General features: G+C 63.1%; 24 protein-coding genes and 1 pseudogene. 8 read left to right on the forward strand and 17 right to left on the reverse strand.

Features of this window, described 5'->3' with window-relative positions; all coding sequences use genetic code 11:
* Positions 1-47: 47 nt before the first annotated feature.
* From NVV79_RS03860 to NVV79_RS03900, 9 genes are all read right to left on the reverse strand, one after another.
* Positions 48-827, reverse strand: a complete 780-nt coding sequence (locus NVV79_RS03860) for an SDR family oxidoreductase (protein WP_303986484.1) — start codon at positions 825-827, stop codon at positions 48-50.
* 14 nt (positions 828-841) lie between these two features.
* Entirely contained in the window at positions 842-1,819 is a 978-nt protein-coding gene (locus NVV79_RS03865; RefSeq protein WP_303986486.1) for an ABC transporter permease, read from the reverse strand.
* On the reverse strand, positions 1,819-2,790 hold the full coding sequence (locus tag NVV79_RS03870) for an ABC transporter permease (RefSeq protein ID WP_303986487.1): 972 nt from the start codon (positions 2,788-2,790) through the stop codon (positions 1,819-1,821). The genes NVV79_RS03865 and NVV79_RS03870 overlap by 1 nt, the downstream gene beginning before the upstream one ends.
* Positions 2,787-4,268 (reverse strand): sugar ABC transporter ATP-binding protein, encoded by a 1,482-nt coding sequence (locus tag NVV79_RS03875; protein WP_369684698.1) that lies wholly within the window; start codon positions 4,266-4,268, stop codon positions 2,787-2,789. Before NVV79_RS03875 ends, NVV79_RS03870 begins: the two co-directional genes overlap by 4 nt.
* Before the next feature lie 113 nt (positions 4,269-4,381).
* Positions 4,382-5,407 (reverse strand): ABC transporter substrate-binding protein, encoded by a 1,026-nt coding sequence (locus tag NVV79_RS03880; RefSeq protein WP_303986491.1) that lies wholly within the window; start codon positions 5,405-5,407, stop codon positions 4,382-4,384.
* A gap of 46 nt (positions 5,408-5,453) precedes the next feature.
* Positions 5,454-6,368, reverse strand: coding sequence for a sugar phosphate isomerase/epimerase (locus tag NVV79_RS03885; RefSeq protein WP_303986493.1), 915 nt, complete (start codon positions 6,366-6,368; stop codon positions 5,454-5,456).
* Complete coding sequence (locus NVV79_RS03890; RefSeq protein ID WP_303986495.1) at positions 6,365-7,525, reverse strand: Gfo/Idh/MocA family protein; 1,161 nt, start codon at positions 7,523-7,525, stop codon at positions 6,365-6,367. Before NVV79_RS03890 ends, NVV79_RS03885 begins: the two co-directional genes overlap by 4 nt.
* A gap of 43 nt (positions 7,526-7,568) precedes the next feature.
* Entirely contained in the window at positions 7,569-8,291 is a 723-nt protein-coding gene (locus NVV79_RS03895) for an SDR family NAD(P)-dependent oxidoreductase (RefSeq protein WP_303986497.1), read from the reverse strand.
* A gap of 49 nt (positions 8,292-8,340) precedes the next feature.
* Positions 8,341-9,243: a MurR/RpiR family transcriptional regulator gene (locus NVV79_RS03900; protein ID WP_303986499.1), complete on the reverse strand. Its 903-nt coding sequence runs from the start codon at positions 9,241-9,243 to the stop codon at positions 8,341-8,343.
* A 136-nt stretch (positions 9,244-9,379) separates the two neighbouring features.
* On the opposite strand from NVV79_RS03900, the gene NVV79_RS03905 reads away from it, so the two are divergent.
* From NVV79_RS03905 to NVV79_RS03930, 6 genes are all read left to right on the forward strand, one after another.
* A complete protein-coding gene (locus tag NVV79_RS03905; protein WP_303986501.1) occupies positions 9,380-10,465 on the forward strand; it encodes a Gfo/Idh/MocA family protein in 1,086 nt (361 codons plus the stop codon).
* 294 nt (positions 10,466-10,759) lie between these two features.
* A complete protein-coding gene (gene ugpB / locus NVV79_RS03910; RefSeq protein WP_303986503.1) occupies positions 10,760-12,088 on the forward strand; it encodes a sn-glycerol-3-phosphate ABC transporter substrate-binding protein UgpB in 1,329 nt (442 codons plus the stop codon).
* 86 nt (positions 12,089-12,174) lie between these two features.
* The gene (gene ugpA / locus NVV79_RS03915) at positions 12,175-13,059 is read left to right on the forward strand and encodes a sn-glycerol-3-phosphate ABC transporter permease UgpA (protein ID WP_303986506.1); all 885 of its coding nucleotides are present in this window, start codon (positions 12,175-12,177) and stop codon (positions 13,057-13,059) included.
* A 12-nt stretch (positions 13,060-13,071) separates the two neighbouring features.
* Complete coding sequence (ugpE, locus tag NVV79_RS03920; RefSeq protein ID WP_303986508.1) at positions 13,072-13,920, forward strand: sn-glycerol-3-phosphate ABC transporter permease UgpE; 849 nt, start codon at positions 13,072-13,074, stop codon at positions 13,918-13,920.
* A gap of 4 nt (positions 13,921-13,924) precedes the next feature.
* Complete coding sequence (locus NVV79_RS03925) at positions 13,925-14,965, forward strand: sn-glycerol-3-phosphate import ATP-binding protein UgpC (protein ID WP_303986510.1); 1,041 nt, start codon at positions 13,925-13,927, stop codon at positions 14,963-14,965.
* Between the two features lie 148 nt (positions 14,966-15,113).
* A complete protein-coding gene (locus NVV79_RS03930) occupies positions 15,114-15,899 on the forward strand; it encodes a DeoR/GlpR family DNA-binding transcription regulator (RefSeq protein ID WP_303986512.1) in 786 nt (261 codons plus the stop codon).
* Between the two features lie 43 nt (positions 15,900-15,942).
* On the opposite strand, the gene NVV79_RS03935 is transcribed toward NVV79_RS03930, so the two are convergent.
* A complete protein-coding gene (locus NVV79_RS03935) occupies positions 15,943-17,094 on the reverse strand; it encodes a DJ-1/PfpI family protein (RefSeq protein ID WP_303986514.1) in 1,152 nt (383 codons plus the stop codon).
* A gap of 89 nt (positions 17,095-17,183) precedes the next feature.
* On the opposite strand from NVV79_RS03935, the pseudogene NVV79_RS03940 reads away from it, so the two are divergent.
* Positions 17,184-18,127: pseudogene (locus NVV79_RS03940) on the forward strand (GlxA family transcriptional regulator).
* Positions 18,128-18,137: 10 nt separating this feature from the next.
* Here the strand turns inward: NVV79_RS03940 and NVV79_RS03945 are convergent.
* The 7 genes from NVV79_RS03945 to NVV79_RS03975 form a co-directional block, all read right to left on the reverse strand.
* Positions 18,138-18,878 carry a glucosamine-6-phosphate deaminase gene (locus NVV79_RS03945; protein ID WP_303986516.1) on the reverse strand — a complete coding sequence of 247 codons (741 nt, stop codon included), beginning with the start codon at positions 18,876-18,878 and terminating at the stop codon, positions 18,138-18,140.
* A 51-nt stretch (positions 18,879-18,929) separates the two neighbouring features.
* Positions 18,930-19,829: a carbohydrate kinase family protein gene (locus NVV79_RS03950; protein WP_303986518.1), complete on the reverse strand. Its 900-nt coding sequence runs from the start codon at positions 19,827-19,829 to the stop codon at positions 18,930-18,932.
* On the reverse strand, positions 19,826-20,893 hold the full coding sequence (locus NVV79_RS03955) for an ABC transporter ATP-binding protein (RefSeq protein WP_303986520.1): 1,068 nt from the start codon (positions 20,891-20,893) through the stop codon (positions 19,826-19,828). Before NVV79_RS03955 ends, NVV79_RS03950 begins: the two co-directional genes overlap by 4 nt.
* The gene (argH, locus tag NVV79_RS03960) at positions 20,893-22,401 is read right to left on the reverse strand and encodes an argininosuccinate lyase (RefSeq protein ID WP_303986523.1); all 1,509 of its coding nucleotides are present in this window, start codon (positions 22,399-22,401) and stop codon (positions 20,893-20,895) included. Before argH ends, NVV79_RS03955 begins: the two co-directional genes overlap by 1 nt.
* A 3-nt stretch (positions 22,402-22,404) precedes the next feature.
* On the reverse strand, positions 22,405-23,265 hold the full coding sequence (locus tag NVV79_RS03965; protein WP_303986525.1) for a carbohydrate ABC transporter permease: 861 nt from the start codon (positions 23,263-23,265) through the stop codon (positions 22,405-22,407).
* The gene (locus NVV79_RS03970) at positions 23,262-24,194 is read right to left on the reverse strand and encodes a carbohydrate ABC transporter permease (protein ID WP_303986527.1); all 933 of its coding nucleotides are present in this window, start codon (positions 24,192-24,194) and stop codon (positions 23,262-23,264) included. The genes NVV79_RS03965 and NVV79_RS03970 overlap by 4 nt, the downstream gene beginning before the upstream one ends.
* A 72-nt stretch (positions 24,195-24,266) precedes the next feature.
* Positions 24,267-25,505: an extracellular solute-binding protein gene (locus tag NVV79_RS03975; RefSeq protein WP_303986529.1), complete on the reverse strand. Its 1,239-nt coding sequence runs from the start codon at positions 25,503-25,505 to the stop codon at positions 24,267-24,269.
* 196 nt (positions 25,506-25,701) lie between these two features.
* Between NVV79_RS03975 and NVV79_RS03980 the strand changes: the two genes are divergently transcribed.
* Positions 25,702-26,925, forward strand: a complete 1,224-nt coding sequence (locus NVV79_RS03980; RefSeq protein WP_303986530.1) for an ROK family protein — start codon at positions 25,702-25,704, stop codon at positions 26,923-26,925.
* Positions 26,926-26,949: the final 24 nt, after the last annotated feature.

Below are 26,949 nucleotides of genomic sequence, written 5' to 3' on the forward strand. Positions count from 1 at the left end.
ACTGAAAGGACGGTGCGGGCGGTGGAGCTTCCACCGCCCGTTTTCGTTCAGCGCGGGGCGCCAACGACCCATTGTTCGAGATCGATCGAGGTGCCGGTCTGCAGGCCTGACAGGTCAGACAGCAGATAGACGGCCAGACGGGCGACCTCGCTGGCTTCCAGCAGACGGCCCAATGGCAGCTTGCCCGCGGCCTGCTGCACCCAGTCCTCGCCCTTGCCCAGAATGTGGGCCTGCATGTTCTGCTCTGCCTCAGTGGCGGCCCAGCCCATATTGATGCCGTTGACCCGGATGCGGTCGGCGACATGAGCATTGGCTGCATTGCGCGTCAGCGTGGCGAGTGCGCCCTTGCTGGCCGAATAGATGGCCAATTCCGGCGTGCCGCAATGGGCGTTCATCGACTGGATATTGACGATCGAACCGGGCGCCTTGCGCTCGCGCAGATGCGCGATCATGGCGGACATCAGCAGGAAGGGCGCCCGGGCATTGACGGCAAAGAGCTTGTCCCAGATGGCGACCGTGCCATCGGTGAAGCTGGCCCGGTCGGTCAGGCCCGCAGCATTGACCAGTCCGTCGAGTGGGCCATTGGCCAACACCTCTTCCATCAGGCGCGCCGGGGTCTCAGGATCGCCCAGCTCGCCGAAAACCAGTTCGACACCCGGAATTTCTCCCTTTGCCCGCTCCCCCTTGCCGGCATCACGCCCGGCCAGAACGATACGGCCGGCGCCATTGGCCTGGGCGTGGCGCGCGATTTCGAGGCCGACGCCCTGAAAACCGCCGGTAATCAGCACCGCCTTGCCCAGCAGGCTCTGTCCGAAGGGCGCAGTCATCGGCTTCTCCAAGCTCAGCTTTGGTCGGTGATCCGCACATAGACGGCGGTGACGGCCAGAATGATCGCGCCGAACAGCAGGCGCCGAGCGCCTTCGGGGATTTGCAGCAGCGTCAGCAGGGTGCCTAGCACGGTGAGGATCAGCGCGCCGACAATGGTGCCCGAATAGCTGCCGCGCCCGCCGAAGATCGAGGTACCGCCGATCACCGCGGCGGCGACCGATGGCAGCATCAGCGAATTGGCCAGTGACAGCGACGGCGCACGGATGATGCCGACATAGAGCAGCCCGGTAATGCCGGCGATGAGGCCGACCACCGTATAGAGCGCCATCAGCACCTGCCAGGAGCGTACGCCGGAAAGACGCGTGGCATTCTCGTTGGCCCCCAACGCATAGAGCAGCCGGCCAAAGCCGGTGCGCCGCAGGCCCCAGAGGATGAGGATAGCGAAGGGTACGAACAGATAGAGCGCATTGGGCATGCCGAAGGTGCGACCAGTACCCAGGAACTCGAAAAATCCGGGGATTTCCGAGCCGGTATTGATGACGTAGCGCTGATAAACCTGCAGGCACCCCGTGCCGATCAACCCTGTGCCCAGCGTCATGATGAGCGGATGGACCCGGCAGATGCCGACGCCAAAACCATTGACCAGTCCCATCAGCACGGCCGGCACCAGCGCCAGCACGATGGCCGCAGGGCCGCCAACCAGTGGGGTCAGCGTGGCAACGACGAATGCGCTGACCGTGGCCACGACGCCGGCCGAAAGGTCGATGCCGCCGGTCAGCATGGTGAGGGTCTGGCAGGCCGCCAGCATGGCGAGAGGAATGGCGAAGCGGATGGTGTTGCCCACCCAGCGCTCATTGAAAATGCCGGGCTGCAGGCCTTCCAGCAGGCCCACCAGGGCACAGAGCAAAAGGATCAGCGGGATGACCGGGTTCTCGCGGATGATCCGGGCGGCATACTGTAGCGGTGAAATCGTCTCGACGGGCGTTGCCATCAGCGCGGTCCTCTCATAGCCAGCAGGCCGCCGATCATCACCACGGCCACCATGATGATGCCCTCGATAATGGTGGTTACGTTGGGGTCGACCGACAGCAGGGTGAGGTCGAGCCGCAGCGTGCGCAGGATGAAGACGGCAATGATCGGGCCTAACAGGCCGCCGCGACCGCCGGTCAGCGATATCCCGCCGAGCACGACGGCGGCGACGCTTGCCAGCAGATAGGGGCCGGCGATCGGCTCGCCGATGCCGGTGCTGAGGGTAATCGACAGGCCGCCAAGCGCCGCGAACAGGCCGGCAAAAGCATAGGCCGCCACGCGGGTCATCCCGATCGGCACACCGGAACGGAAGGCCGCGTTCTGGTCGCTGCCGATGGCATAGATGGACAGGCCCAGCTTGGAGCGGCGCAGCGGCAGCCAGATGATCAGCGTAAACGCCACCAGCACGACGAAAGCCCGGGGCAACCATGCCGTCAGCTCCGGCGGCAGCCCGGGAATGGTCACCCCGCCCACGACCAGAGCGCGCAGCCAGGGCGCTGCCGTGCCGCCCGGTGCATTGAGGATCAGCAGCGCCACCCCTTCCCACACGAACAACATGGCAAGGGTGACGACGATATCGGGCACCCGCGTCAGCACGATGAGAAGGCCGTTGATGGCGCCCATCGCCACCCCGGCGAGGAGAACGATGAGGACGACCAGCCCAGCGCTGGCGTCGCCCATCTGCTGCATGAGCAGTGCCGCGATGACCCCGGCGACCGCCATGATCGAGGCAATGGACAGATCGATGCCGCCGGCGATGACCACGATACCCATGCCAATCGTGGCAAACGCAAAAGGCAGGGCAGCGCGCGCCAGGGAATCGAGGCCAGAGGCACCAAAATTAGGCTGAATAATGCGGGTCGCGACGAGCAGGATAACCAGGATCGCGAACAGGCCGAGCGACCAGCTGTGCCGGGTGAGGAAGCGCGTCATGGCTGCGCCTCCGTCATGGTGGATGACTGACGTCCGGCTTCGGTCAAGCCGTAGGCGGCACGCATCAGGTTCTGCTCGCTGGCCTGGCTGGCGTCGATGACGTCTACCACTCGACCGCCGAAGATGACGATGGCGCGGTCGCAAGCCAGCGCGACCTCATCCAGTTCGGACGTGTAGAATAGAATGGATGCGCCTTGCGCCGCCAGTTCGCGCAGCAGCGGATAGATCTGGTGCTTGGTGCGCACATCAATGCCGCGCGTGGGATCGAACAATAGCAAAGTCTCGACACCGGCTGCCACCCAGCGGCCGATGGTAACCTTCTGCTGGTTGCCGCCCGAAAGGCGTCGGACCTCGGCCTGGGCGCGCATGTCGATCTGCAGTCGCGCAACCGCATCGGCGACGCGCGCGGCTTCCCGGCGCATCGGAATGGCGCCCCATTTCGATGGGTGAGCCAATTGCGGCAGGGCGATATTTTCGCGCACCGAGCGCAGCATCAGCAGGGCGTCCTTGCGGTCGCCGGGCACCAGCGTCAGGCCACGGGCAATGGCGTCGGCGGGGTGGCCGAAGCTGGCGGGCTTGCCATCGACCTCGATCGTGCCGGAACGTGCGCGGCGGAAGCCGGCAAGGACGCTGAAGAGTTCGTCCTGCCCCTGCCCTTCCAGCGCCACGACACCAAGGACTTCACCCTTGTTGAGGTCGAACGACACATCGGCGAGCTTGGAGCCGGCGCCGAGGCCGCGCACCTGCAGGCGCGGCGTTTCGGCGGCACCAGCAGCATCGCGAATACGCGCACCAGTCGCTTCGACACGAGTGGGAATGCCACCCAGCATCAGTTCGACGATCTTCTCCTCGATGCCGGGTTCGATGACGAAATCGCCCACTGTAACGCCGTCGCGCAAAACCGAGGCGCGGTCGCAGACGCGGGCAATCTCCGCAAAGCGATGCGAGATATAGATGACGGAGCGCCCGGCATCCGCCTGGGCGCGAATGACGGTCAGCACGCGCTCGACCAGATCGGTGGGCAGGGCCGCGGTCATTTCATCAAGCATCAGCACCTTGGGCTCCTTGGCGAGCGTCAAGGCGAGATCGAGGATGCGCAGGGTAGCGAGCGGCAGGTGCGCAATGGGGTCATCGAGCCGCAGATCGGCAATGCCGAGTTCATTGACCCAGTGCCGGAACGGCTCGACCGGCACATCGACAAGCCGCAGATTGTCGGCCACGTCGAGGTCGGGAATGAGCGAGGGCTCCTGATAGACCGGCATGATGCCCGAGCGTCGCGCCTGGGCCGGAGAGGCGAAGCGCCGGTCCTGCCCGTCGAGGTGGATATGGCCCGCATCAGGCCGCAGCGCGCCGGTAAGGATTTTGACGAAGGTCGATTTGCCGGCGCCGTTCGCGCCCATCAGCGCGACGATTTCGCCGGCAGCCACCGTGAGCGACGCATCCTTGAGCGCCGCGACGGCGCCGAACCTTTTGGCCACGCCGCTTGCGTCCAATAGCGGACGCCCAGTCGCTGCTTCCGTCATGCCGACGACACCTTGCCCTTGCCTGGTCGGGAGATGTCCCCGGCCTTGCGGCCGGGGACAGGATCAGATCACTCGCCGGGGCCTTTGCAGGCGATGATTTCCTCGGTCGTGTAGGTGGTGAAGTCCGGGATCGAGACACTCACCGGCCATTCGGGATCGAGGTTCGGATTCTGCGCCTCGGCGATCTTGGCCTTGCCTTCGTCGGAGACGTTGTCCCAGAGCTCGGGCGCCACCAGCACGGTTTTCTCTGCCGGCGCATTCCCTTCGAGGATCTGCAAAGCAAGCGTCACGCCGGCACCCCCGATCGAGCCCGGATTGGTCACGGCCGCGCCGACGAGGCCATCGACGCTGGCAAGCTGGCCGACAAAGCCGGCATTGTCGGCGCCAACGATCGGCACCAGCGGTGCATCGGATTCGACGAAGGCATCGACGATGACATTGTCGATACCCGAGGTCCACACACCATCGAACGGAATGCCGGTCGCCAGATAGTCGAGGATCTGCTGCTTGCCCTGGTCCTGCTGCCAGCCAGTGAACACTTCCTGGGCAACGCTCACGCCCGGATATTCGGCCAGGGCGCGCTTGAAGCCTTTGTCACGATCGTCGTCGGCCGAGGCACCAGCAGCGCCGCGCATATAGACCACGCTACCTTCGCCGCCGATCTGCTCGAACAGCCACTTGGCGCCGAGATAGCCGTATTCTTCCTGGTTGTTCGACAGGACATAGGCAGACGGCTCGGTGACCGCCTGATCCACCGCAACCACGATGATGCCGGCATCGGTTGCTTCCTTGACGGCCGCATTGATGCCTTCCGGATTGGCCGGGTTGACGACGATGGCGTCGACGCCGGCCTGGATCAGGTTGCGGATGTCTTCGAGCTGGCCGGCAGCGTCAGTATTGCGGTGGGCGATATTGAGCGACGACACCAGACCGGAATCGAGAGCCTGCGCCTTGATCGCGCAGATCATTTCCTCGCGCCAGCCATTGCCCTGCACGGTGTTGGAGACACCAATCGTATATTCCTGGGCGGCGGCAATGCCGCCGAGCCCGACAAAAATGGAGACCGCGCTGGCGGTCACGAGCAGCTTGTTCATATTAGTCCTCCCTTGAGACTGTGGTTATCCTTGCATATTCTTTTGGTTACTTCACGTATGGATTGAGCACGTCGCGAGCCAGCAAAAAGCCTCGCTTGAGCTTGTCGTCACTTCCCTCGAAATTGCGGTCCTCATGCTCGATGATGACCGGGCCGTCGTAGCCGGCACGATAGAGACCGGAGAAGAACTGGGCCCAGTCGATATCGCCGAGGCCCGGCATGCGCGGTATCTGCCAGCCGATACCGACCGACATGATGCCGTTCTCGTAGAGCCCGTCGCGGTCGATCATCACGTCCTTGGCGTGGACATGGACCATCTTGGGGCCGAATTCGCGGATAAAGCGCGGCTGGTCGATCATCTGCCAAACGAGGTGAGAAGGGTCGTAGTTCATGCCAACCCCCTCGTCCCAGGTATCGAAGATGCGCCGCCAGATTTTGGGCGAATAGGCGATGTTGTGCCCGCCGGGCCATTCGTCATGGCTGAAGATCATCGGGCAGTTCTCGAAGGCCAGAGTCACCCCAGCATCGCGGGCATGCGCCACGATCGGGGCGAAGATATCCCGCGCACGCGACCAGTTTTCCTCGATGTTGAGCGTCCGGTCGCCGCCCATGAAGGTATTGACCACGGGCACCTGCAGCAGGCTCGCGGCCGTGATGACCTTCTTGAGATGACCGATCACCGCGTCACGATGGGCTTCGTCCTCATGGAGAGGATTGGGATAATAGCCCAGGCCGGAAATGGTTATGCCCTTGGCGGCGAGCGCTGCGACAATCTCGGCGGCCTTGCCGGCCGTAAGCCCGTCGACATCGATATGCGAGGTACCGGCGTAACGCCGCGTTTCACCACCCGAGCGGGGCCAGCACGCGATTTCCAGCGCTGAAAAGCCGTTATCCGTCGCCCAGTCGACCACCGCCATGAGATCGGTATCGGCAAATGGGGCCGTCAGAAATCCCAGCTTCATCCTTGTCCTCCCACGTCGACCCAGCTGCTTTCTCTGGCGCTCTTGAGTACAGCATCGCAGAACAGCATCTCATAGTGGCCATCCTCGAAGCTGGCGTAATTTGCCTGTTCGGAGCGCCGGCCGGCAAGTATGTCGGCATAGACGGCTCCGAACAGCGCGAAGAACGTATCGGCAAAGCCTTCGATATGGCCACCGGGCAGGCTGGCGGCAGCACTGCCCAAGGCATTCATCAGGCCCGGATCGCGCTGCAACACCTGATTGGGCACCTCGCGGTGGCCGAGCCAAAGATGATCGGGGTGCTCGGAATTCCAGGCGGCGGAACCTGCGGCGCCACTGATCTCCCAGCTCATCGCATTCTTGCGGCCGTGGCTGACCTGGCTGGTGGTGATCGAACCGCGCGCGCCATTGGCGAAACGCAGCAGGATCAGCGCAGCGTCATCGGTTTCGATGCGGCGCGCCTCGCTGGCCTCGGCCCCAGCCTTGGCAAAGGTCTCGACCGGACCGAGTGGCCGCCGACGCTCGGGAATGAAGGTGGCGAGTTCCGCCAGGATCGCGGTGGGTTTGGCTCCTGCTATAAAGCTGACCAGATCGATCCAGTGCGTACCGATATCGGCGACGGACCGCAGGGCGCCGCCTTCATCGGTTTCCAGCCGCCAGTTCCAGTCGCTCGCCTTGGCCAGCCAATCCTGGTGATAATGCCCGGTGACGAGGCGGATATCGCCCAGTTCCCCGGCGCTGACCATGCCACGTGCCTGCTGGTTGAGCGGGTAGAACCGCGTATTGTAGCAAACGGCAGCGATGCGGCCGCTGGCGCGCGCCAATTCGACCATTTCCGCCGATTCAGCTGACGTCATGGCCAGCGGCTTTTCGCAGATCACATGCTTGCCCGCCGCCAGGATCGCCTTGACCTGAGCGTAATGAGCATGGTTGGGCGAGGTGACATGCACTGCATCGACCGCCGGGTCGGCCAGCAACTGATCCAGCGAGTCATAGGCACGCGGCACGCCCAGTGCAGCGGCACGTTCGGCGCCACGGGCCGCATTCGACCCCAGCACGCCGGCGATATGCATGCCTAGACGACGCAGCGCCCCGATATGGACGGTGCCGATGAAGCCCGTACCAATGACGGCAATGCCCAGATCGCTGAACCCGTTCATGCTCCCTCCCAAGACCAGGCGGCTCCTCTTCCGCCCGGCTCCGTTAAACGACCGAATATCCTCCATCCACTGGCATGCAGGCGCCAGTGATAAAGGCCGAAGCATGCGAAGCCAGAAACAGGACTACGCCCGCGATGTCATCCGGCTGCCCCCACCGGCCCAGCGGGGTGCGCGCATTCACATTGGCCACGTGGACCGGGTCAGTGCGACTGCGGGCCGACTGCTCGGTGACGATGAAGCCGGGCGCCACGGCGTTGACCCGTATGCCGTCGGGCGCCCAGGCAATGGCGAGCGACTTGGTCAACTGCTCGACCGCGGCCTTGCTGGCGCCATAAGCCGGGTTTCGCGGGCTGCCGAAGCGGGCATACATCGAGGCGATATTGACGATATTGCCGCCGCGCGCCTTCAGATGCGGGTGAAAGGTTTCGGCGGTGCGGAACGTACCGTGCAGGTTGACGTTGACGACCTTCTCGAAAAAGCTCGGCTCCATCTCCTCGCCTCGCGCGGTGATGGCAGCGCAGTTGACGAGCACGTCGAGCCGGTCGATCGAATTGCTCAGGGCGCGGACGGCTTCGGTATCGGTGACATCGAGCTGCGCATAGCGGAAGCGGGCACGATCCTCCTCAGCCGGCTGGTCTTCGACGCCGGTAATGATCACGTCGGCCCCGGCCGCCTGGAACGAGCGGGCGATAGCGGCGCCGATGCCGGCCCGGCTGGCGCCAATGACCAGCACGGATGCTTCGGAAAAATCGAACCTAGCCTGCATGTCGACATCCCCCTCCACCACCATCGCCGAGGACGCATCACCTTGCAATCTATTTTTCGTTTTTCGCTTTTTGGTTTTTTGATTTCATTTTGTCCGACACTGGCTGCTCGGCGCGCAGCCGCCGTCCAAGGCTGACGATGATGGCCTGACATACGACCAGCGCAGGCACCTGCGAGCGGAAATGTCCCAGCCTGGCCTCGGTGACGTAGAGAATATGACTGGCTGGCCCGACGACCGGGCTGAGTTCGTTATCGGTGATCGCCAACACCGTGCGCCCCTGTGCGGCGGCCAGGCGCGCCGCCTCGACGGTTTCGGGCGTGTAGTCGTCAAAGGTGACGACCAGCAGCACGTCATTCTCGCCCATGGCAGCGATCTGCTCGCGCCGCATGGCGCCGAGATTATCCACCAGATGGGCGCGTTTGCCGATATTGGCGAGGCCGTAGACGGAATAGGCCCCAATGCTGAAGGCGCCACGGGCCGCCGCTACATGGACCACGTCGCAGGCGGCCAGGGCATCGACAAAGGCCGCCAGTTCGCTGCGATCGAGGCTCTCCTCGATGCGCACCAGCGAATTGACCGCCGCCTGCACGAAGCCTTCAAACACACGGTCAGAATCGTTAAGATCGGCATCGCCAATCTCGCCGGTGCGCAGCCTGGTGACACGCTCGGCATAGGGCAGGCGCGGCCCGACCAGCCGCTCGCGGAACACTGCCTGCAGATCGGCAAAGCCGACAAAACCGAGCTCCTTGGCAAAACGCGTAATGGTGGCCGGCGGCACCTGGGCATGATCGGCCAGGGTCACCAGCGTGCTGATCGCCACCTCTTCGGGGTGATTGAGAAAAAACCGGGCGACCTGCCCGAGCCGCCGGCTGAGCGAATCCTGCCGCTCGGCAAGCACTGCGCACAAACTCTCGTAATCCCTGATCGGCGGGCGCGGCGCGCTGGCGCTCATCGTTTCTACTCTGCTCCCATCGCCTCGATCAGCGGAAGCGATGCTTGCATGTCCACCGCCCGGTCGGCAAGCCGAGCCACACGGCTTGCCCTCGTCTGCCCTACATGGTCTCGTAGCCAGAATCGGAGAAGTCGACATGAGCGCACCAGTGAGAATTCTCGTCGTGGGGCTGGGCAATATGGGGCGCTCGCACGCCATCGCCTACCACCGCAATCCGGGCTTTGAAATCGTGGGGCTGATGAGCCGGTCGATCCGGTCCGCCGCCATCCCGGACGAATTGCGGAACTATCCGCTGTTCGAGGATTTCAACGAGGCCATGGCTGCCACAAAGCCGGATGCCGTCTCGATCAATTCCTGGCCCGACACCCACGCTGAATACGCCATCAAGGCGATGGAAGCGGGGGCGCATGTCTTCATGGAAAAACCCATTGCCACCACGATTGCGGATGCGCGAAAGGTCGTGGCGACCGCGCGGCGGACCAATCGCAAGCTGGTGCTGGGTTATATCCTGCGGGTCCATCCGAGCTGGATCAAATTCACTGAACTCAGCAAGACCCTGGGCAAGCCGCTGGTCATGCGGATGAATCTCAACCAGCAGAGCAATGGACCGGCCTGGACCGGCCACAAGAACCTGATGGATTCGCTAATTCCGATCGTTGACTGCGGCGTCCACTATGTGGACGTCATGTGCCAGATGACCGGTGCCAGGCCGGTTCGCGTCCATGGTATCGGCGCCAGGCTGTGGGAGGCGGCAGACAAGCCCAATTATGGCCATCTGCATGTCACTTTCGACGATGGTTCGGTGGGCTGGTACGAGGCCGGCTGGGGACCGATGATGAGCGAGACGGCTTATTTCGTCAAAGACGTGATCGGCCCCAATGGCTCGGTCTCGATGGTTCCCGCATCGTCGGAAGGCAAGGACAAGCTGACCGAGGTGACGGACTCCGCCGATATCGACCGACACACCAAGACCGACATGCTGCGCTACCATCATGCCGAGGTCGGACCTGACAAGAACTTCGTCAAGCCGGACGAATTCATTTCGACCGAGGACGAGCCCACGCATCAGGAGCTATGCGATCGCGAACAGGCGCTGTTCCTGAGCGCCATCCGCGAGGATATCGACCTGAGCGATGCCATGGACGCCGCCGTCAACAGCCTTGAAATCGTCCTGGCCGCCGAACAATCGATCAACGAACGCCGCGTGGTCGAGCTGGAATAACGCGGCGCGCGAAGGTCACCGGCAACCGGATGGGCTAAAGTGCACTCTGGATATAGGTGACCCTGGATCTGACGGAGGTGACCTACTGGCCGATTTTGAACCGGCCCTTGCGAAGCCTGATTATCGTACCGGTGCAGTGCTCATATGAGCATGATTCAAGGCTTTCTGATCGCCTCGCCACTCCGCTCTTTGTTCACTTGAACATATCCTTTGCCAAATGAAAATTGCATTGCTACGACTCGGCGATGCGAGGACGGAGATCCTTTGCTTAAAAAACACCGGAGGAACCACCCAATGAAGAAGCTTGCGCTCCTGTTGTCGACAGGTGTGATCGCCGCACTGGCCCATGCGCCCAACGTTGCCGCTCAGACCGAGATTGCCTGGTGGCATGCCATGGACGCCGAACTGGGCAAGAAGCTCGAGGAAATCGCCAATGGCTTCAATGAAAGCCAATCGGAATTCAAGGTCGTTCCGAGCTACAAGGGTACCTATCCCGAGACCCTGACCGCCGCTATCGCGGCCTTCCGCGCCAATGAGCAGCCGGCCATCGTGCAGGTCTTCGAAGTGGGCACCGGCACCATGATGGCTGCCAAGGGCGCCGTCTATCCGGTCTACCAGCTCATGGCCGACAATGGCGAGCCGTGGGATCCGGCCGGCTTCCTCGCCCCGGTGACCGGCTATTATTCCGACACCGACGGCAACATCCTGTCGATGCCGTTCAATTCCTCCACGCCCATCATGTATTACAACAAGGATGTGTTCGAGGCCGCCGGCCTTGATCGCGAAACGCCGCCCAAGACCTGGGCCGAACTCGAAGCGATGAGCCGCCAGATCATGGAATCAGGCGCCGCGCCCTGCGGTTTCACCAGTGGCTGGATCACCTGGGTGCAGACCGAAAACCTCTCGGCCATTCACGACCAGCCCTATGGCACGCTGGAGAATGGCTTCGGGGGCTTGGGCACCGAATTCACCTTCAACGGCCCCGTGCAGGTCAAGCATTGGGACAACCTCAAGAAGTGGGCCGACGAAGGCCTGTTCGAATATGGCGGCCCGGTGGGCGGTGGCGATGCGCCACCCAAATTCTACGCGCAGGAATGCGCCATCTACATGAACTCCTCGGCTTCGCGTGCCGGCGTGATCAACAATTCCAAGGAGTTCGAAGTCGGTTTTGCACCCCTGCCCTATTATGACGACGTGACCACCGATCCGAAGAATTCGATCATCGGCGGCGCCACGCTGTGGGCGCTCAATGGCAAGGACCCGGAGGTCTACAAGGGCGTCGCCCAGTTCTTCACCTATCTCAGCCAGCCTGAAGTGCAGGCCTCCTGGCATCAGTTTACCGGCTATCTGCCGATCACCAATGCCGCCTACGAGCTGGGCCAGGAACAGAACTACTACGCCGACAATCCCGGTTCGGATATTGCCATCCAGCAGATCACCCGCGGCACGCCCACGGCCAATTCCAAGGGCGTTCGCTTCGGTAACCTGACCCAGGCCCGGACCGTGGTGGATGAAGAGTTCGAAGCTATGCTGGCCGGCACCAAGACCGCCCAGGAAGCGCTCGATGCCGCCGTCGAGCGCGGCAACCAGATCCTGCGCGACTTCGAAGCCGCCAATCAGTAGGCCCTCCGGCCCGAGCACGCCCCACCCTCCTCGTGAGGGTGGGGCGCCAGCAGCGCCGCCACTGGCGGCACAGAACGAGGCGGAGCATGCAGGCCAAGCGAACCATCTTCCCCAACAAGATTCTCCCCTACATGCTGCTTGTCCCGCAGCTTGCCGTTACCCTGATCTTCTTCATCTGGCCTGCCTTGCAGGCGCTTAAATCCTCTTTCGAGCGGGAAGACCCGTTCGGCTTCCACACCACTTTCGTGTGGTTCGAAAATTACCGCCGGCTGTTCATCGACCCGAACTATGTCGGCTCATTGAGCAAGACCGCGGTCTTCGCCTTCAGCGTCACCGTGTTGTCGATGACGCTGGCCCTGGTCCTGGCGGTCGCGGTGAACCGCGTGCTGCGCACCAATCGGCTCTATACGACCCTGCTGGTGTGGCCCTATGCGGTGGCCCCGGTGGTGGTGGGCATATTATGGTGGTTCATGTTCAACCCCACGATCGGCATCGCCCCCTATCTGCTGCGCGCGGCAGGCGTCGACTGGAACCACCGCATCGACGGCACCGATGCCATGATCCTGGTCATCATCGCTGCAAGCTGGAAGCAGATTTCATACAATTTCCTGTTCTTCGTGGCGGGGTTGCAATCGGTGCCGCAATCGCTGATCGAGGCCGCGGCCATCGATGGTGCCGGCCCCTTCAAGCGCTTCTGGACCATCGTTTTCCCGCTGCTGTCGCCGACCACATTCTTCCTGCTGATCGTCAACATGAACTACGCCATGTTCGACACGTTCGGGCTCATCGACGCCACTACCCAGGGCGGGCCGGCGCAGGCGACGAATATCCTGGTCTACAAGGTTTATACCGACGGCTTCATCGGGCTGAATATCGGCTCATCCTCCGCCCAGTCCGTGGTGCTGATGATCATCGTCATCGCGCTCACCGCCATCCAGTTCCGCTATGTCGAGCGGCGTGTGCAGTATTAGGGGTGTGGCGAGATGATTGAAAACAGACCCTTCCTGGCCTTCCTCACCCATCTGGTGCTGATCATCGGCGTCGTCATCGTGGTGTTTCCGGTCTACCTGGCCTTCGTCGCCTCCACCCATGGCAGCGGCGATTTCATGCGGGGGCTGGTGCCCCTGCTACCCGGCCCGCATCTGCTCGAAAACTACGGCTTCATGCTCAACGAGGGCATTTCGACCGCCGGGGCGCCACCCCTTTCCATCATGCTGCTGAACTCTCTGGTGATGGCCATTTCCATCGCCGTGGGCAAGATCGCTATCTCGATCCTCAGCGCCTATGCCATCGTGTTCTTCAAGTTCCCGTTCCGGCTGCTGGCTTTCTGGATCATCTTCATCACGCTGATGCTGCCGGTCGAGGTGCGCATCATCCCCACCTTCAAGGTGGTGGCCGATCTGGGCATGCTCAATTCCTATCCGGGCCTGATCATTCCGCTGATTGCCTCGGCCACCGCCACCTTCCTGTTCCGGCAATTCTTCCTCACCGTGCCAGACGAGTTGATGGAGGCGGCGCGGGTCGATGGGGCAGGGCCGATGAAGTTCTTCCGCGATATCCTGCTACCGCTCAGCCGGACCAATATCGCCGCACTCTTCGTCATCCTCTTCATCTATGGCTGGGTGCAGTATCTGTGGCCGCTGCTGGTGACCACAGACAGCCGCTATTACACTGTCGTCATGGGCATCAAGCGGCTTGCGGCCACCGCCGATGCCGAACCACAATGGAACTTCGTCATGGCCGCCGTCATCCTGGCGATGCTGCCCCCCGTCCTCGTCGTCATATTAATGCAGCGCCTGTTCGTTAAAGGCCTGGTCGAAACCGAGAAGTGAGAAAATGGCAAGCATCGACATATCGGGCGTCAAAAAGGTCTATGCCGGCGCCGTCACCGCTATCCACAGCCTGGACCTGGCCATCCCCGATGGCGAACTGGTCGTGCTGGTGGGGCCATCGGGCTGCGGCAAGTCCACCCTGTTGCGCATGATCGCCGGCCTTGAGGCGATCACCGAAGGCACGATTTCCATCGACGGCACCGTGGTCAACACCAAGGAGCCGGCCGAACGCGACATCGCCATGGTGTTCCAGAACTACGCGCTCTACCCGCATATGACGGTGCGCGGAAACCTCGAATATGGTCTCAAGAATCGTGGCACGCCGCGGGCCGAGATCGACCGGCGCGTGACCGAGGCCGCCCGTATCCTCGAGATCGAACCCTTTCTCGACCGCCGGCCGCGCCAGCTTTCGGGCGGCCAGCGCCAGCGCGTCGCCATGGGCCGGGCTATCGTGCGCCAGCCCAAGGCATTCCTGTTCGACGAGCCGCTCAGCAACCTCGATGCCAAGCTGCGCGGACAGATGCGTATCGAAATCAAGCGCCTGCAGCGCAACCTGGCCACGACAAGCGTCTATGTCACCCACGACCAACTCGAAGCCATGACCCTCGCCGACCGCCTGGTGGTGATGAATGGTGGCCGCATCGAGCAGGTGGGGGCACCGCTGGCACTCTACGAGCGCCCCGAGACACTGTTCGTTGCCGGGTTCATTGGCTCCCCGCCCATGAACCTGATCGATATCGATGACCTGCGCGACAAGGGCCCACTGGCTCTCCCCGATGGTACCGACCTTGTCGGCATCCGGCCCGATACCATCCAGTTGTCGCCCCCTAATGGTCCGCATCTGATGCTAGAGGCCACGGTCGAGCTTTACGAACCGATCGGCGGTGAGAGCCACCTGCATATGCGGCTGGACGGCAGCGGCCAATTGATCGTGGCAGCCGTGCCGGCTCGCACTGCGGTCACCGAGGGAGGAAGGGCAACGCTCTATGTGAGCATGACGGATCTCCATCCATTCAACAGGGAAACAGGACAGCGCACCGACTGACACTGGACGTCGCCAGGGGCGAGCAGATGACAGACAGCCGGCCTCGGACCACCGGGGAAGTTCAAGTGCAGGGGCAAGCGCCTCGCGCCCCGGCCGATGCGAGCCCGCGTGATATTCCCCAACAACCCACAGCTGTTCCTTCAATGATATGAGCGACCCCCGACTTTCCGATCGGCAGAACGATATCCTGGCGCGTATCGGTGCGCGTGGCGCCCAGCAGATCGACCTGCTGGCGCAGGACTATGGCCTGACCCCACAGAGCATCCGCCGGGATATCAACGTGCTGTGCGCGTTGGGCCTGGCGAGGCGGCTGCATGGTGGAGTCGACCTGCCGGTCATGGCGCAGAACACGCCGATCAATGCCCGGGCCAGCCTGCACAGCCGGGCCAAACGCCTCATCGGCGGCCATGTCGCCCGAGACATCCCCAATGGTTCCACGGTGTTTATGGGCATAGGCACGACGGTTCGGTTCGTCGCCGAGGCGCTGCGTGGCCATACCGGGCTTACCGTGGTCACCAACAATGTCGATGTCGCCCTGATCCTCGGCGATGTCGAGGGCATCGAACTGTACCTTACCGGCGGCGTCTGGCGGACGAATGACCGCGATCTCGTCGGCTCAGACACGATCGGCTATTTCGAAAAGTTCCACGCCACACATGCCGTGGTTGGCGCCGGCGGCCTGCATCCGACGAGCGGCGTGCTCGACTTCAGCTATGAGGAAGCCCAGATCACCAATGCGATCCTGCTGAATTCGCGTAATCGATATCTGGTGGCGGATGCCAGCAAATGGCTGGGAACAGCTGCGGTGCGGGTAGCGCCATTCTCAAAGTTCACCTGCTTCGCCACCGACCTGCTGCCGCTGGACCAGGAAAACAAGGAAAGCCTGACCCAAAGCGGCATACACGTCATGCTTTGCGGACCGCAGAACCGCTAATGTCCGGCCATGCCTCGGCGGCGCCTTAGCCGCCGCTATGGCGTCATTGCACAGCGTTCGATCGCGGATATTCGAGCTGCATAGCCACCACATTGGTCGTGCCTTCGCCATATCGTGCGTTGATGGCCTGCAGTGTCTGGTCCAGCGCGGCAGCGGGTGGTTGCCCGGAGAAATCGGGGACGCTCTTTGCCGCCGGCCAATCCTGCATGGTCCGGTCGGGCAGGATGCGGATGCCGTTGGCCGTCACGATGGCGGAATTCGACGCCGCGAAGCTGACCGTCCCGGACCGGTAGGTCCGCGACCAGGCATCGGCCACGAGGGCCAGCGCCACCTCGTCCACACCAGGTTGGAGGGGAACACCGAACTCGTCGCGGTTCCAGAACGCCATGGTATTGGCAAGAACAGTGGTGGCAAACGGGCGGGTGAACGTGAAGGCGTTGCTCGCATGCTGCGCGCCCCAATATTCCACACCGAGGTCCTGCGCCACCGCCTCCGCCCGCGCCCGACCGCCAATGGCCTCGACCAGCGTCAGCATCATGGGCATGGATGCGGTGACGCCAGTTGTCGTCACGACGTTTCCGTCCATCACCATGCGCCGGTCCGCGACATAGTCGATGGTCGGACTGCGCCGCAGCAGATCGCGCAGATAATACCAGTGCGTCGTGGCGCGCTTGCCGTCGAGCAGACCCGCCGCGCCCACTACCTTGGCGCCGGCGCAGACGCCGATGACGATGGCGCCCTTGTCTGCTTGCTGCCGGAGCCACGCCAATACCGCGGGGTCGTCATCCCGGCTCATCGCCGGCACGATGACATAGTCGGCCCCTTGAGGATGGCTGGCATCGAATTCCGCGATGGTGGCATCCGGCTCGACCTTGAGCGCGGGGTAGAGCTGAACAGGGCCGGGGCCGGTCGCCAGCATCACCACGTCGGCAATGGCAGCACGCCGCAATATGCCTGTCGGCATAAGATAGTCGGTCGTCTCTGTCGCATCGTTGAGGCCGATAACGGCGACGACCGGCCGCTGACCACTGGCGGGCCGAAGTCCCTCCAGCATTGCCGCCGTCTCGGACGCCGGCACAGGCGGGGCGGATGCCGCAGTGCCGGCCGGCAGCAGGGACAGCCAGATGCCGAGGCCGCCCGCTGCAAGAATGACGACCCCGAGAAGACCCCATGCGGCAACTACACGCTTCCTCACTTTTCGCTCCCGTATTGCGCCAGATGTTGACAACAGCCTAGCGCAGGGTGGAACTTGTCCGAAATGACATAAATCGGGCGAAAACTGCCATTACACGACGGATCGGTTTCGTCATCCATCCAGGCTTCCAGTTCCTCGACGTCGTCGGACCCACAGCCGCGTTCGAGCTCGCGTCCCGCTATGTGCCGGAGGGCTATGCTCTCGAGATACGGGCTCCAACGGCTGGAATGATCGCCAGTTCCTCCGGCCTCGAGCTGGCAGCGACAGCGCTGGATGCCGACGGGCTCGACACGATCGTGGTCTCGGGCGGCCAGTTGGTCTGGGACATGGTGGCCTTCCACACCATTGTCGCGTGGCTGAAAGTCATCCGCCCGCGACGGCTTGCAAGTGTGTGCTCGGGCGCATTCCTGCTGGCCGAAGCCGGCGAGACTCGACGGCCGTTCGGCCACGACGCACTGGGAGAGCACCGAGCGCTTTCGGCGCAGCTATCCGCGGGTCCGCCTCGAACCCGACCGCATCTTCACCCGGGACGGCGACATGTGGACGTCAGCCGGAATTTCAGCAGGCATCGACCTTTCCCTCGCCCTGATCGAAGACGATCACGGGCCGGCAATCGCCCGGCAGGTCGCCCAGCAACTCGTGGTGCACAGCCGCCGGCCCGGCGGACAATCGCAGTTTTCCGGCCTGCTTGAGCTCGGCGGTCAATCGGGGCGCTTCGAAGCCTTGGTGGCATGGGTCAAATCCAGCCTGACCGAGCCGCTGACCATCGAGCAGCTGGCGGAACGTGCCGCCATGAGCCCGCGCAATTTCGCGCGCGCCTTTCTGCGGGAAATGGGAACGACGCCGGCCAAGGCAGTGGAGCAGCTACGGCTCCTCGCCGCGCGCGACGCCGTCGAAGCGGGCCTGGGGTCTTTTCGACGAGATCGCCCGCCGCGTTGGCTTCAAGGATGCCGGCAGGATGCGCCGCGCCTTCCTGCGTGTCCTGGGCCAGCCGCCGCAAATGCTCCGGCGGTCCATCCGCGAAGCACGGTAGCCCCATGCTCTCAGTCGGCCCGCACCAGGCTGGCCGCAGCCTCGTCACAGAATACCAGAACCTTGGCATGCATCTGCAGTGCCGAGGCCGGACAAGCGGGCGTCTGCTTGCCTCGGAACGCCGTTTGCAGCGCCTCGGCCTTGGTGGCGCCGATGGCGACCAGCACGATTTCCCTGGCCTCGAGAATGGTGCCGATGCCCATGGTCACGGCGGTGGGAGGAACCGTTTCCCCTGCGGGGAAATCGGCCTTGTTGGCCTCCTGGGTCGAAGGTGTCAGATCGACCTGGCGGGTGCGGCTGTCAAAGGCCGATCCCGGTTCGTTGAAGCCGATATGGCCGTTCCGGCCGATACCGAGCAATTGCAGATCGATGCCGCCCGCCGCCGCAATGGCTGCCTCGTAGTTTCGGCAGGCCAGTTCGATGTCCCCTTCCACCGCCGGCAGGTGGCCATGGCCCTCGGGAAGATCAACATGATCGAACAAATGGCTTTGCATATAGGCGCGGAACGAGGCGACATGGCCGGGCGGCAGGCCCACATATTCATCGAGGTTGAAGCTGCACGCCTGGGCGAAAGACAAGCCGCCGGCCCGGTAGTGCTCGACCAGCGCCGCATAGACGGGCACGAATGTATTGCCCGTCGCCAGGCCAAGCCGGATCGCCGGCTGCGCAGCCAAACGGGCCGCGAGATGGGCCGCCACGGCATCGGTCGTGGCAGAAGCGGATGGGAAGATACGAAAATCCGGATTGGTCATGGATCAATCTTCGGGCGAAGGACCATGCCCTCGCCCCTTTCAAAACTGGAATTATGCCGTGGCGGCGAGACTGCCGGTGCCGCCCGAGGCCTGCACGGAGCGTGAACCGGCGGTGATCGCAGCGGACAGGCATTCGTCCGGGCTTGCGCCATCGAGCCAGACATTGAGGAAGCCGGCATTGAAGGCATCGCCGGCGCCGGTCGTGTCGACGACCTCGACCTGTGGACTAGGCAATGCGATGACGGCACCGTTCATGGCCAGCAGGGCGCCGTCGCCACCGCATTTCAGCGCCACGACGGGGAAATGGCGCCCCAGAAGGGCCAGCGCGGCATGCGGATCATCGGTGCCGGTCAGGGCATAGGCTTCTTCCTGATTGGGCAGGAAGACATCGGTGCCCGCGCTGCGCTCGAAAAACAGCGGATCGCGGATGAGTTCATCGTCCCAACTGGGGTCGAGCGACACGGTCAGGCCATTGGCCTTGGCAGCCGTGATGGCGTCCCGCATTTCATGCAGGGTGGCATATTCGGCAATATGCAGATGCGTCGCCTCGGACCAGGCCAAAGCGCGCTCGAAGCTCGCCGGACGGGCATGGCCTGCCCGCAGCGACAGGAAAGCGCGGTCATTGTCGTTGACCATGACCACGGTCAGTTGCGGGCCGGCGGTTTCATGCCGATCGAGAAATTGCAGATCGAACCCCAGCGCTTCGATCTGTCCGGCCAGAGCCACGGACAGGGAATCGGTGCCGAAACGCGCCAGCAACGCCGATGACCGTCCGCTCGCCGACAGATGCGCCGCCGTGATAAGCGCCCCGCCGCCGGGGGTCATGGTGAAGTCACGAGCGAAAAGCTCGCGGCCCAGTTGCGGCATGCCGCCCAGGCCACGAAACACCATGTCGCAATAGATGCGGCCGAGGCTGAGCACAGCCCCGGCTTTCCTTGGCGAAGACGTCATGCCCGGCCCAGAGCCTTTTCGCTCGCGGCATCGAAGAGATAGAGGGCGCCGGCTTCGGCATGTACCGAAATGGTGCTGCCGACGGCCGGAACCACCCGGCCCGGCGCCGTGGCCGTGACCAGGGTCTTGCCGATCATCACGTGAACCAGTGTTTCCGAGCCCAGCGGCTCGACAGCCTCGACCAGGCCGGAAGCGCTGAGAGCGGGGCTAGAGCCTTCGCCCACCACCAGATCATGCGGCCGCAGGCCAACCGTGACCTTGCCTTCATGCGCCGGCAGCGTCAGACCGGACACGGCGACGCCATCGATGGCAAGGGCACCTTTGGACAGGTTGGCCTCCAGCATGTTCATCGACGGGCTGCCGATGAAGCGGGCGGTGAAGATGTCGACCGGATTCTCATAGAGATCGGTGGGCGAACCCACCTGCAGGATGTGCCCGTCGCGCATGACCACGATCTTGTCGGCCATGGTCATGGCCTCGACCTGGTCATGGGTCACGTAGACGATGGTGGTGCCGAGCCGGCGATGCAGGCTCTTGATCTCCATGCGCATCTGGCTGCGCAATTGCGCATCGAGATTGGACAGCGGCTCGTCGAAGAGGAAGGCTACAGGGTCGCGCACCATGGCGCGGCCGATGGCGACGCGCTGGCGCTGCCCGCCCGAAAGCGCCGCCGGCCGACGATCGAGCAGTTTCTCGAGGCCCAGTATCTTGCCGGTTTCCGCGATCCGCTGCTGCTTTTCCGCCTTGGACAGCTTCGACGTATAGAGCCCGAAGCCGATATTCTGGCCCACGGTCATATGCGGGTAGATGGCGTAGTTCTGGAACACCATGGCGATGTTGCGCTGCTTGGGCTCGCGCTGGTTCACCACCTCGTCCCCGATCAGCAGCGTGCCGCCGGAAATATCCTCGAGCCCGGCGATCATGCGCAATGTCGTCGACTTGCCGCAGCCTGACGGGCCGACAAAGACCACGAATTCACCATCCTCAATGGTGAGGTCGATGCCATGTACGGCGCGGGTCTGGCCGTAGGTCTTGACCAGTCCTTGCAGTTCGATCTTTGCCATCAGGCTTTTCCCTTCAATGCGTCGAAGCGCTCCTGGAGCAGGCGCGCGGCCTTGGCCTGGCGCTCCAGCAAATTGTCATGGCGGGCAGCAAGTTCGGCTGCCTGGTTTTTGTAGCCGTCGATAGCGGCGTTGAGCGGCTCGGGCGCCGGACCGCCATAGCGGGTGCGCACGGCCACGAAATATTCGGGCGAAACCAGTTCGGCGAAGGTCGCCTGATCCAGTGCCGAGGCACGGCCAGTGGCCTTTTCGAAAGCCTGGGTGAAGGGAGCGTAGCCATCGCTGACCAGGTCGCCGCCCATGGCCACCACGGCCTTGGCGACAGCCGCGGCTATTTCATGTCCCTCGCGGAAGGACAGGCCTTCGCGGCGCACCAGGCTATCGGCCAGTTCGGTAATGGTGATGCAAGAGCGGCGGATATTCTGCGCCACCCGGGCCGGGTCGATGCGGATCTGCGCCACCAGCGCCGCCAGCAGGTCCAGTACCCGATAGGCGCTGTCGAAGGCCTGATAGCCCATGGCCTGGGTTTCGCCCTCGCTGTCATTCATGTCGGTGAAGGGCGTATTGTGCATCACCGTCAACATGGCCTGGGCGCGGCCATAGGTCTGGCTCGCCAGGTGCCGCAGATGCTCGATGGGCACCGGATTGCGCTTCTGCGGCATGATCGAGGAGATCTGCACCAGGGAATTGGGCACATAGATCTGCCCGACCTCGAAACTGGTCCAGACCTGGAAGTCCTGGATGGGCCGGCCGAGATGCAGGAACATCAGCTCGATGGCGCTGTAGGTGGCGGTGATATAGTCGACGCCGGCAATGCAGGAATAGGAATTCTGCAGCGGCGCAGCAAAGCCCAGCAATTCGGCTACAAGCGCCCGATCGGTGGGGAAGCCGGTCGTGGTGATGGCAGCGGCGCCCATGGGCGAGAGATCGACGATTGCGTAGGCCTCGAACAGACGCTCGATATCGCGGCCCACGAACTCGACCATGGCCGACAGGTAATGGCCGAACGTAGTCGGCTGCGCCGGCTGGCCGTGGGTATAGGCGACGATCAGGGTGGATTTCTCGCGCTCGGCCGCCGCGATAAGCGCCTGATGCAGCGCCAGCGCCTTGCCGATCAGCACGTTGAGACGGCTGCGCAGCCCCAGCTTGAACAGGGTATGGTCGATATCGTTGCGCGAGCGGGCAGTATGCAGCCGGCCACCGAGATCGGGGCCGACGCGCTGCTTCAGCTCCTTCTCGATGAGGAAGAAGAAGTCCTCCACCTCACCGGTATAGACGAGCTTGGACGGTTCGATTTCAGCATCAATGCTGTCGAGCGCCCGGGCAATGTCACCCGCCTGGGCCGCATCGAGAATGCCGGTTTCGGCCAGCATGACAAGATGGGCGCGGTCGATGGCGCGGAAGCCCTCGACATGGTGGTCCTTGGCCCCGTCGAACAGGGGCGCAAGCACGGTCTGCTTATAGACGGGGTCGGGAAAGACCGAGCTGTCGGATAGTCGTGGATCGGTCATTTCTTAGCCCTTGAGGCCGGCCAGCATGACGCCGCGCACGATGAAGCGCTGCAGGGCCAGGAAGACGAGAAGCGTGGGGATGGTGCCGATGGCGGCGCCGGTCATGATCAGCTCCCATTGAATGGAAGCCTCGGCCGAGAAGCTCGAAATGCCCACGGGCAGCGTATAGAGCTCCTTGGAGGTGGTGACGATCAGCGGCCAGAAGAAGGCGGTCCAGTTCCCCAGGAAGGTGAAGATGGCGAGCGCCGAGATGGCGGGCACCACCATGGGCATGGCGATCTTCCACCAGATGGTGAATTCGTTGAGCCCGTCGACCCGCGCGGCTTCCAGGAAGTCGTTGGGCACGCCCTCGAAGAACTGCTTCATCAGGAAGGTGCCGAAGGCCGTCATCATGCCGGGGAACATGATGCCCCAGTAGGAATTGAGCCAACCCAGCTGGCTGGACATCAGATACCACGGGATAACAAGCATTTCGGTGGGGATCATCAGCGTCGAGAGGATCGCCAGGAAGATGAAGTAGCGACCGCGGAACTCGAACTTGGCCAGCGTATAGCCCACGAGGCTGTCGAAGAACACGTTGGACGCCGTCACCGTGATGGCAATGAAGGTCGAGTTGAGGAACCACTGCATGAAGCGGCCGTCACCCAGGACCTTGATGTAATTGTCCAGGGTCGGCGCGGCCGGGATGAGCTTGAGGTCATAGACCTGCCCCGCCGTCTTGAGCGAGGTCGAGAACATGAACAGCAGCGGCGTCACCATGATCAGCCCGCCGATCAGCAGCAGGGTCCAGGTGATGATGCGGCCGGGGCGGATGTCGCGGCGGTTAGCCGCCAGCTCGGTAGCCGAGGTGGTGGTGGCGGTCATTTCTTTTCCCTCAGCACATAGAGCTGGAGCAGGGACACGATGAGCAGGATGGTGAAGAGCACCACGGTCTGCGCAGCGGCATAGCCCATCTGGTAGGACGAAAAGGCCGTCTGGTAGATCATGAGCACCAGCGGCTTGGTCGCATTGAGCGGTCCGCCGGGATCATTGGTGGTCATGTTGTAGACCTGATCGAAGATGCGCAGGAAGCCGATGGACGAGAACACGACCAGAAAGACGGTGGTGGGCTTGAGCAGCGGAATGGTGATCTTGCGCAGGATGGCCCAGTCGCCCAGCCCGTCGATGCGGGCAGCCTCGTAGAAGGTGCCGGGAATGGCGCGCAGACCCGCCATGAAAATGATGATCTGGAAGCCGAGCCCGGCCCAGATGGCCGGCACGAGGACGGCTGGCAGAGCCTGTGTCGTCGAGCGCAGGAAGGGCTGCTGCTCGATGCCGATGGTGCTCAGCACGCTATTGATCACGCCGATCGGTACGGGTTGGTAGAACCAGCGCCAGACCCAGCCCATGGCCGCGGCCGTGGTCAGGAAGGGCAAGAAATAGAGCGCGCGGATAAAGCCATGCATGAAGCGGACGCGATCGAGATAATAGGCGATCACGAAGGAGATCAGCAGGCTGAGCGGGGTGCCGACAAGCAGATAGAGAAAGGTGTTCTGGAACACTTTCCAGAAGATCGGATCGGCGAACATCTTCTGATAGTTCGCCAGGCCGATGAACTGGGCCGGACGCAGCAGGTCCCAGTTGGTCAGCGACAGCCAGAAGGCCTGAAATGTCGGATAGAAGCGGATGCCCGTATAAAACAGGATGGGCAGGGCCAGGAAGGTCCAGGCCCAGATGACGCGCTTGGTGCTGATGTTCAGGCGGTCCCAGAAGCGAACCCGTCCCGTTTGCTGATATGCGTGCACTGACGCCATTTTCGCTCCTGCGATTTCAATCGGCCGGTGGCAGAATATCCGCCACCGGCCGCGTCGAGGGAAGGCTTTCGATTACTGACGCGCAGCGTCGATGATGGCCTGCTCGGCTTCAGCAGCCTGCTTCACCGAGTCCTCGATGACCTGACCTTCGAGCAGCACACGGTTGACCATATCGATGGCAACCTGGCGCTGGCCGGCTTCGTCATAGAACTGCGTGGTATGCGCATATTCGAGACCGCTGAGGAAGGGAGCAAGGATCGGATCGGCGAGGTTCGCCTCGGTCAGGGCCACATCGCGGCGAGCCGGGAGCTCACCGACGGTTTCAAGCCAGATTTCCATCGCTTCGGGCGAGGAGATGTAGGCCAGGAACTTCTGGGCGGCTTCCAGCTCTTCGCCTTCGGCAGTGGCGCCGATGGCGTTGGCGAAATAGCTCGAATAGTTCGACTTGACGCCTTCGGCATTGGCCGGAAGCTCGACCACGCCCCATTCGAACGGGTTCGAGGCAAAGGCACCCAGACGGAACGTGCCGTCGATGGTCATCGCCGCCAGGCCAGCGCGGAATGCCGCCTGACCTTCGTCCATGAAGCCCAGCAGGCCGACATTATGCTCGGTCTGGAGGTCGGTATAGAATTTGAGGCCGGCAGCGCCCGCCTCGGAATCGTAGGCCACATTGCCTTCGGCGTCGTAGGGTTCGCCGCCGAACTGGCGCACGAGGTTCTCACGCCACCAGTGGTGGTCCTGCCCGGCCATGTCCATGGTGATACCGGCCGAGGTGATGTTGCCGGCGCCATCGCGCTTGGTGGTGGCTTCGGCCGCGGCAAGCAGCTCGTCCAGAGTGGTCGGCGGCTCGATGCCGGCTTCGGCGAAGATGGCCTTGTTGTAGAACAGGGCCAGCGAGCGCACGGCGGTGGGCAGGCCGTAATAGTCGTCACCGCGCTTCATTGCCGAAACGATGGGGAAGAAGTCCGATTCGATTGCGTCATGCGGGAACACCGCGGGATCGAGCGGCCGGATGAGGCCGCCAGCCACGAACTGGTCGAGCCAGCCGTAGAAAAGCTGGACCACATCGGGGCCCTGGCCGGCAACCTTGGCCGCGACGACGCGGGTCTGGTAGTCCGCATAGGGGAAGGTGGTCTGCTTGACGGTAATGTCAGGATTTGCGGCTTCGAAATTCTCGATCAGCTTGTCCATCGCCTGGACGCGGCTGTCGAACACATACTGCCAGTACTCGATTTCTACGGCCTGGGCGGAACCCAGCGCCAGAAAGCTAATGCCGGCAGCGAGCCCGGCCAACTTTGCCTTGGTGAACATCAATATCCTCCGTTGAGCCGTCGGCTGTCCGACGGCCATATCTGGTGCGAGACGGGCGCACGACCGCCAATCCACGCTTAGCGTCGGATATGTGACGCTGGCTTGTCAATAAAATAATCTACTTGAGTTATTCTGTTCGCTCGCTAGTCTGAGTTGTCCATGTCGTGTAAGCAAATGGATTGGAGGGCCGCCGATCGTGAACAGCCGCAGCAAGCGAATTCTGCGCCAGCGCGTTGCCATCGGCTCCAATCCTGAGCGCAACCGGGCGCACAATCGCCGCGTCGTGCTGGAAGTCATCCGCATGCACGAGCATCTGGGACGCACCGAAATTGCGCGCCGGGCCCATCTGACCCCACAAGCCGTCGCCAACATCGTCGAGGAGCTGCTCGAAGAGGGCCTGCTCATCGAGCTTGGCAGGCTGCGCTCCGGCCGCGGCCAGCCGCCCATCCAGTTTGCCGTCAACCCCAATGGCCCGCTGACGGCAGGCATCGAAGTGGCGGCGGACCATATGGTGACGGTGCTGCTGGATCTGTCCGGCGGCGTAAGGGGCCAGTCGATCGTGTCCCTCGATGAACCCGGGCCGGACGTGGTGCCGGACCTGGCGGCCAGCGAAGTACGCAAGTTGCAGGACGCTCTGGGCGCCGACAGCAGCAAGCTTTTAGGCCTCGGCGTCGTGATGCCCGGTCCGTTCGAGATCGAGGGCATGAGCTCGGTGGGCCCGGCGACCCTGCCGGGCTGGACCGGAGTGGACCCTGCCCCGCTCTTTGCCACGGCGACCGGCCAGCATGTCGTGGTGGAAAACGACGCCACGGCGGCAGTGGTCGGCGAGCGCCTCTACGGTGCCGGCCGGCAATTGGGCAGTTTCTGCTACCTCTATTTCGGCGTCGGCCTGGGCCTGGGCGTGATCCAGGACGGGCGGCCGATGCGGGGGGCTTTCGGCAATGCCGGCGAAATCGGCCATGTCGGCCTGACACCCCGCAAGGGCAAGGGCGTCTATGGCCCCGCCGGAGCGCTCGAACGGTTCGTTTCCGTCTTCGCCCTGCGCGAACGACTGGCCATGGCCGGCATCTATGTCGCGACCGTCGAGGACATCCAGCACCTGCATGATGAGAACAACCAGACCCTCAGGGACTGGATCGCCATGGCCGCCGATTATCTGGCGCCCACCGTGGCCATGCTGGAAAACATCTTCGACCCGGAAACCGTGATTTTCGGAGGCGGCCTGCCTGACTCAGTGCTGGACGCGGTCATCGCCGCACTGGACCCCCTGCCCGTCTCGGTCGCAACCCGTCTGCAGCGCCCGCTACCTCGCGTGCTGCGCGGACAGACCGGGCAATTGACCGCGGCATTGGGTGCGGCCGCCCTGCCCCTGCTCGATACGGTATCGCCTCATCTCAGCGTGGCCGATCCGGCCAGCTGATCTTTCAATTCGATTCGGAAATTT

It is taken from the genome of Devosia ginsengisoli, assembly GCF_024707105.1.
GTDB classification, from domain to species: domain Bacteria; phylum Pseudomonadota; class Alphaproteobacteria; order Rhizobiales; family Devosiaceae; genus Devosia; species Devosia ginsengisoli_A.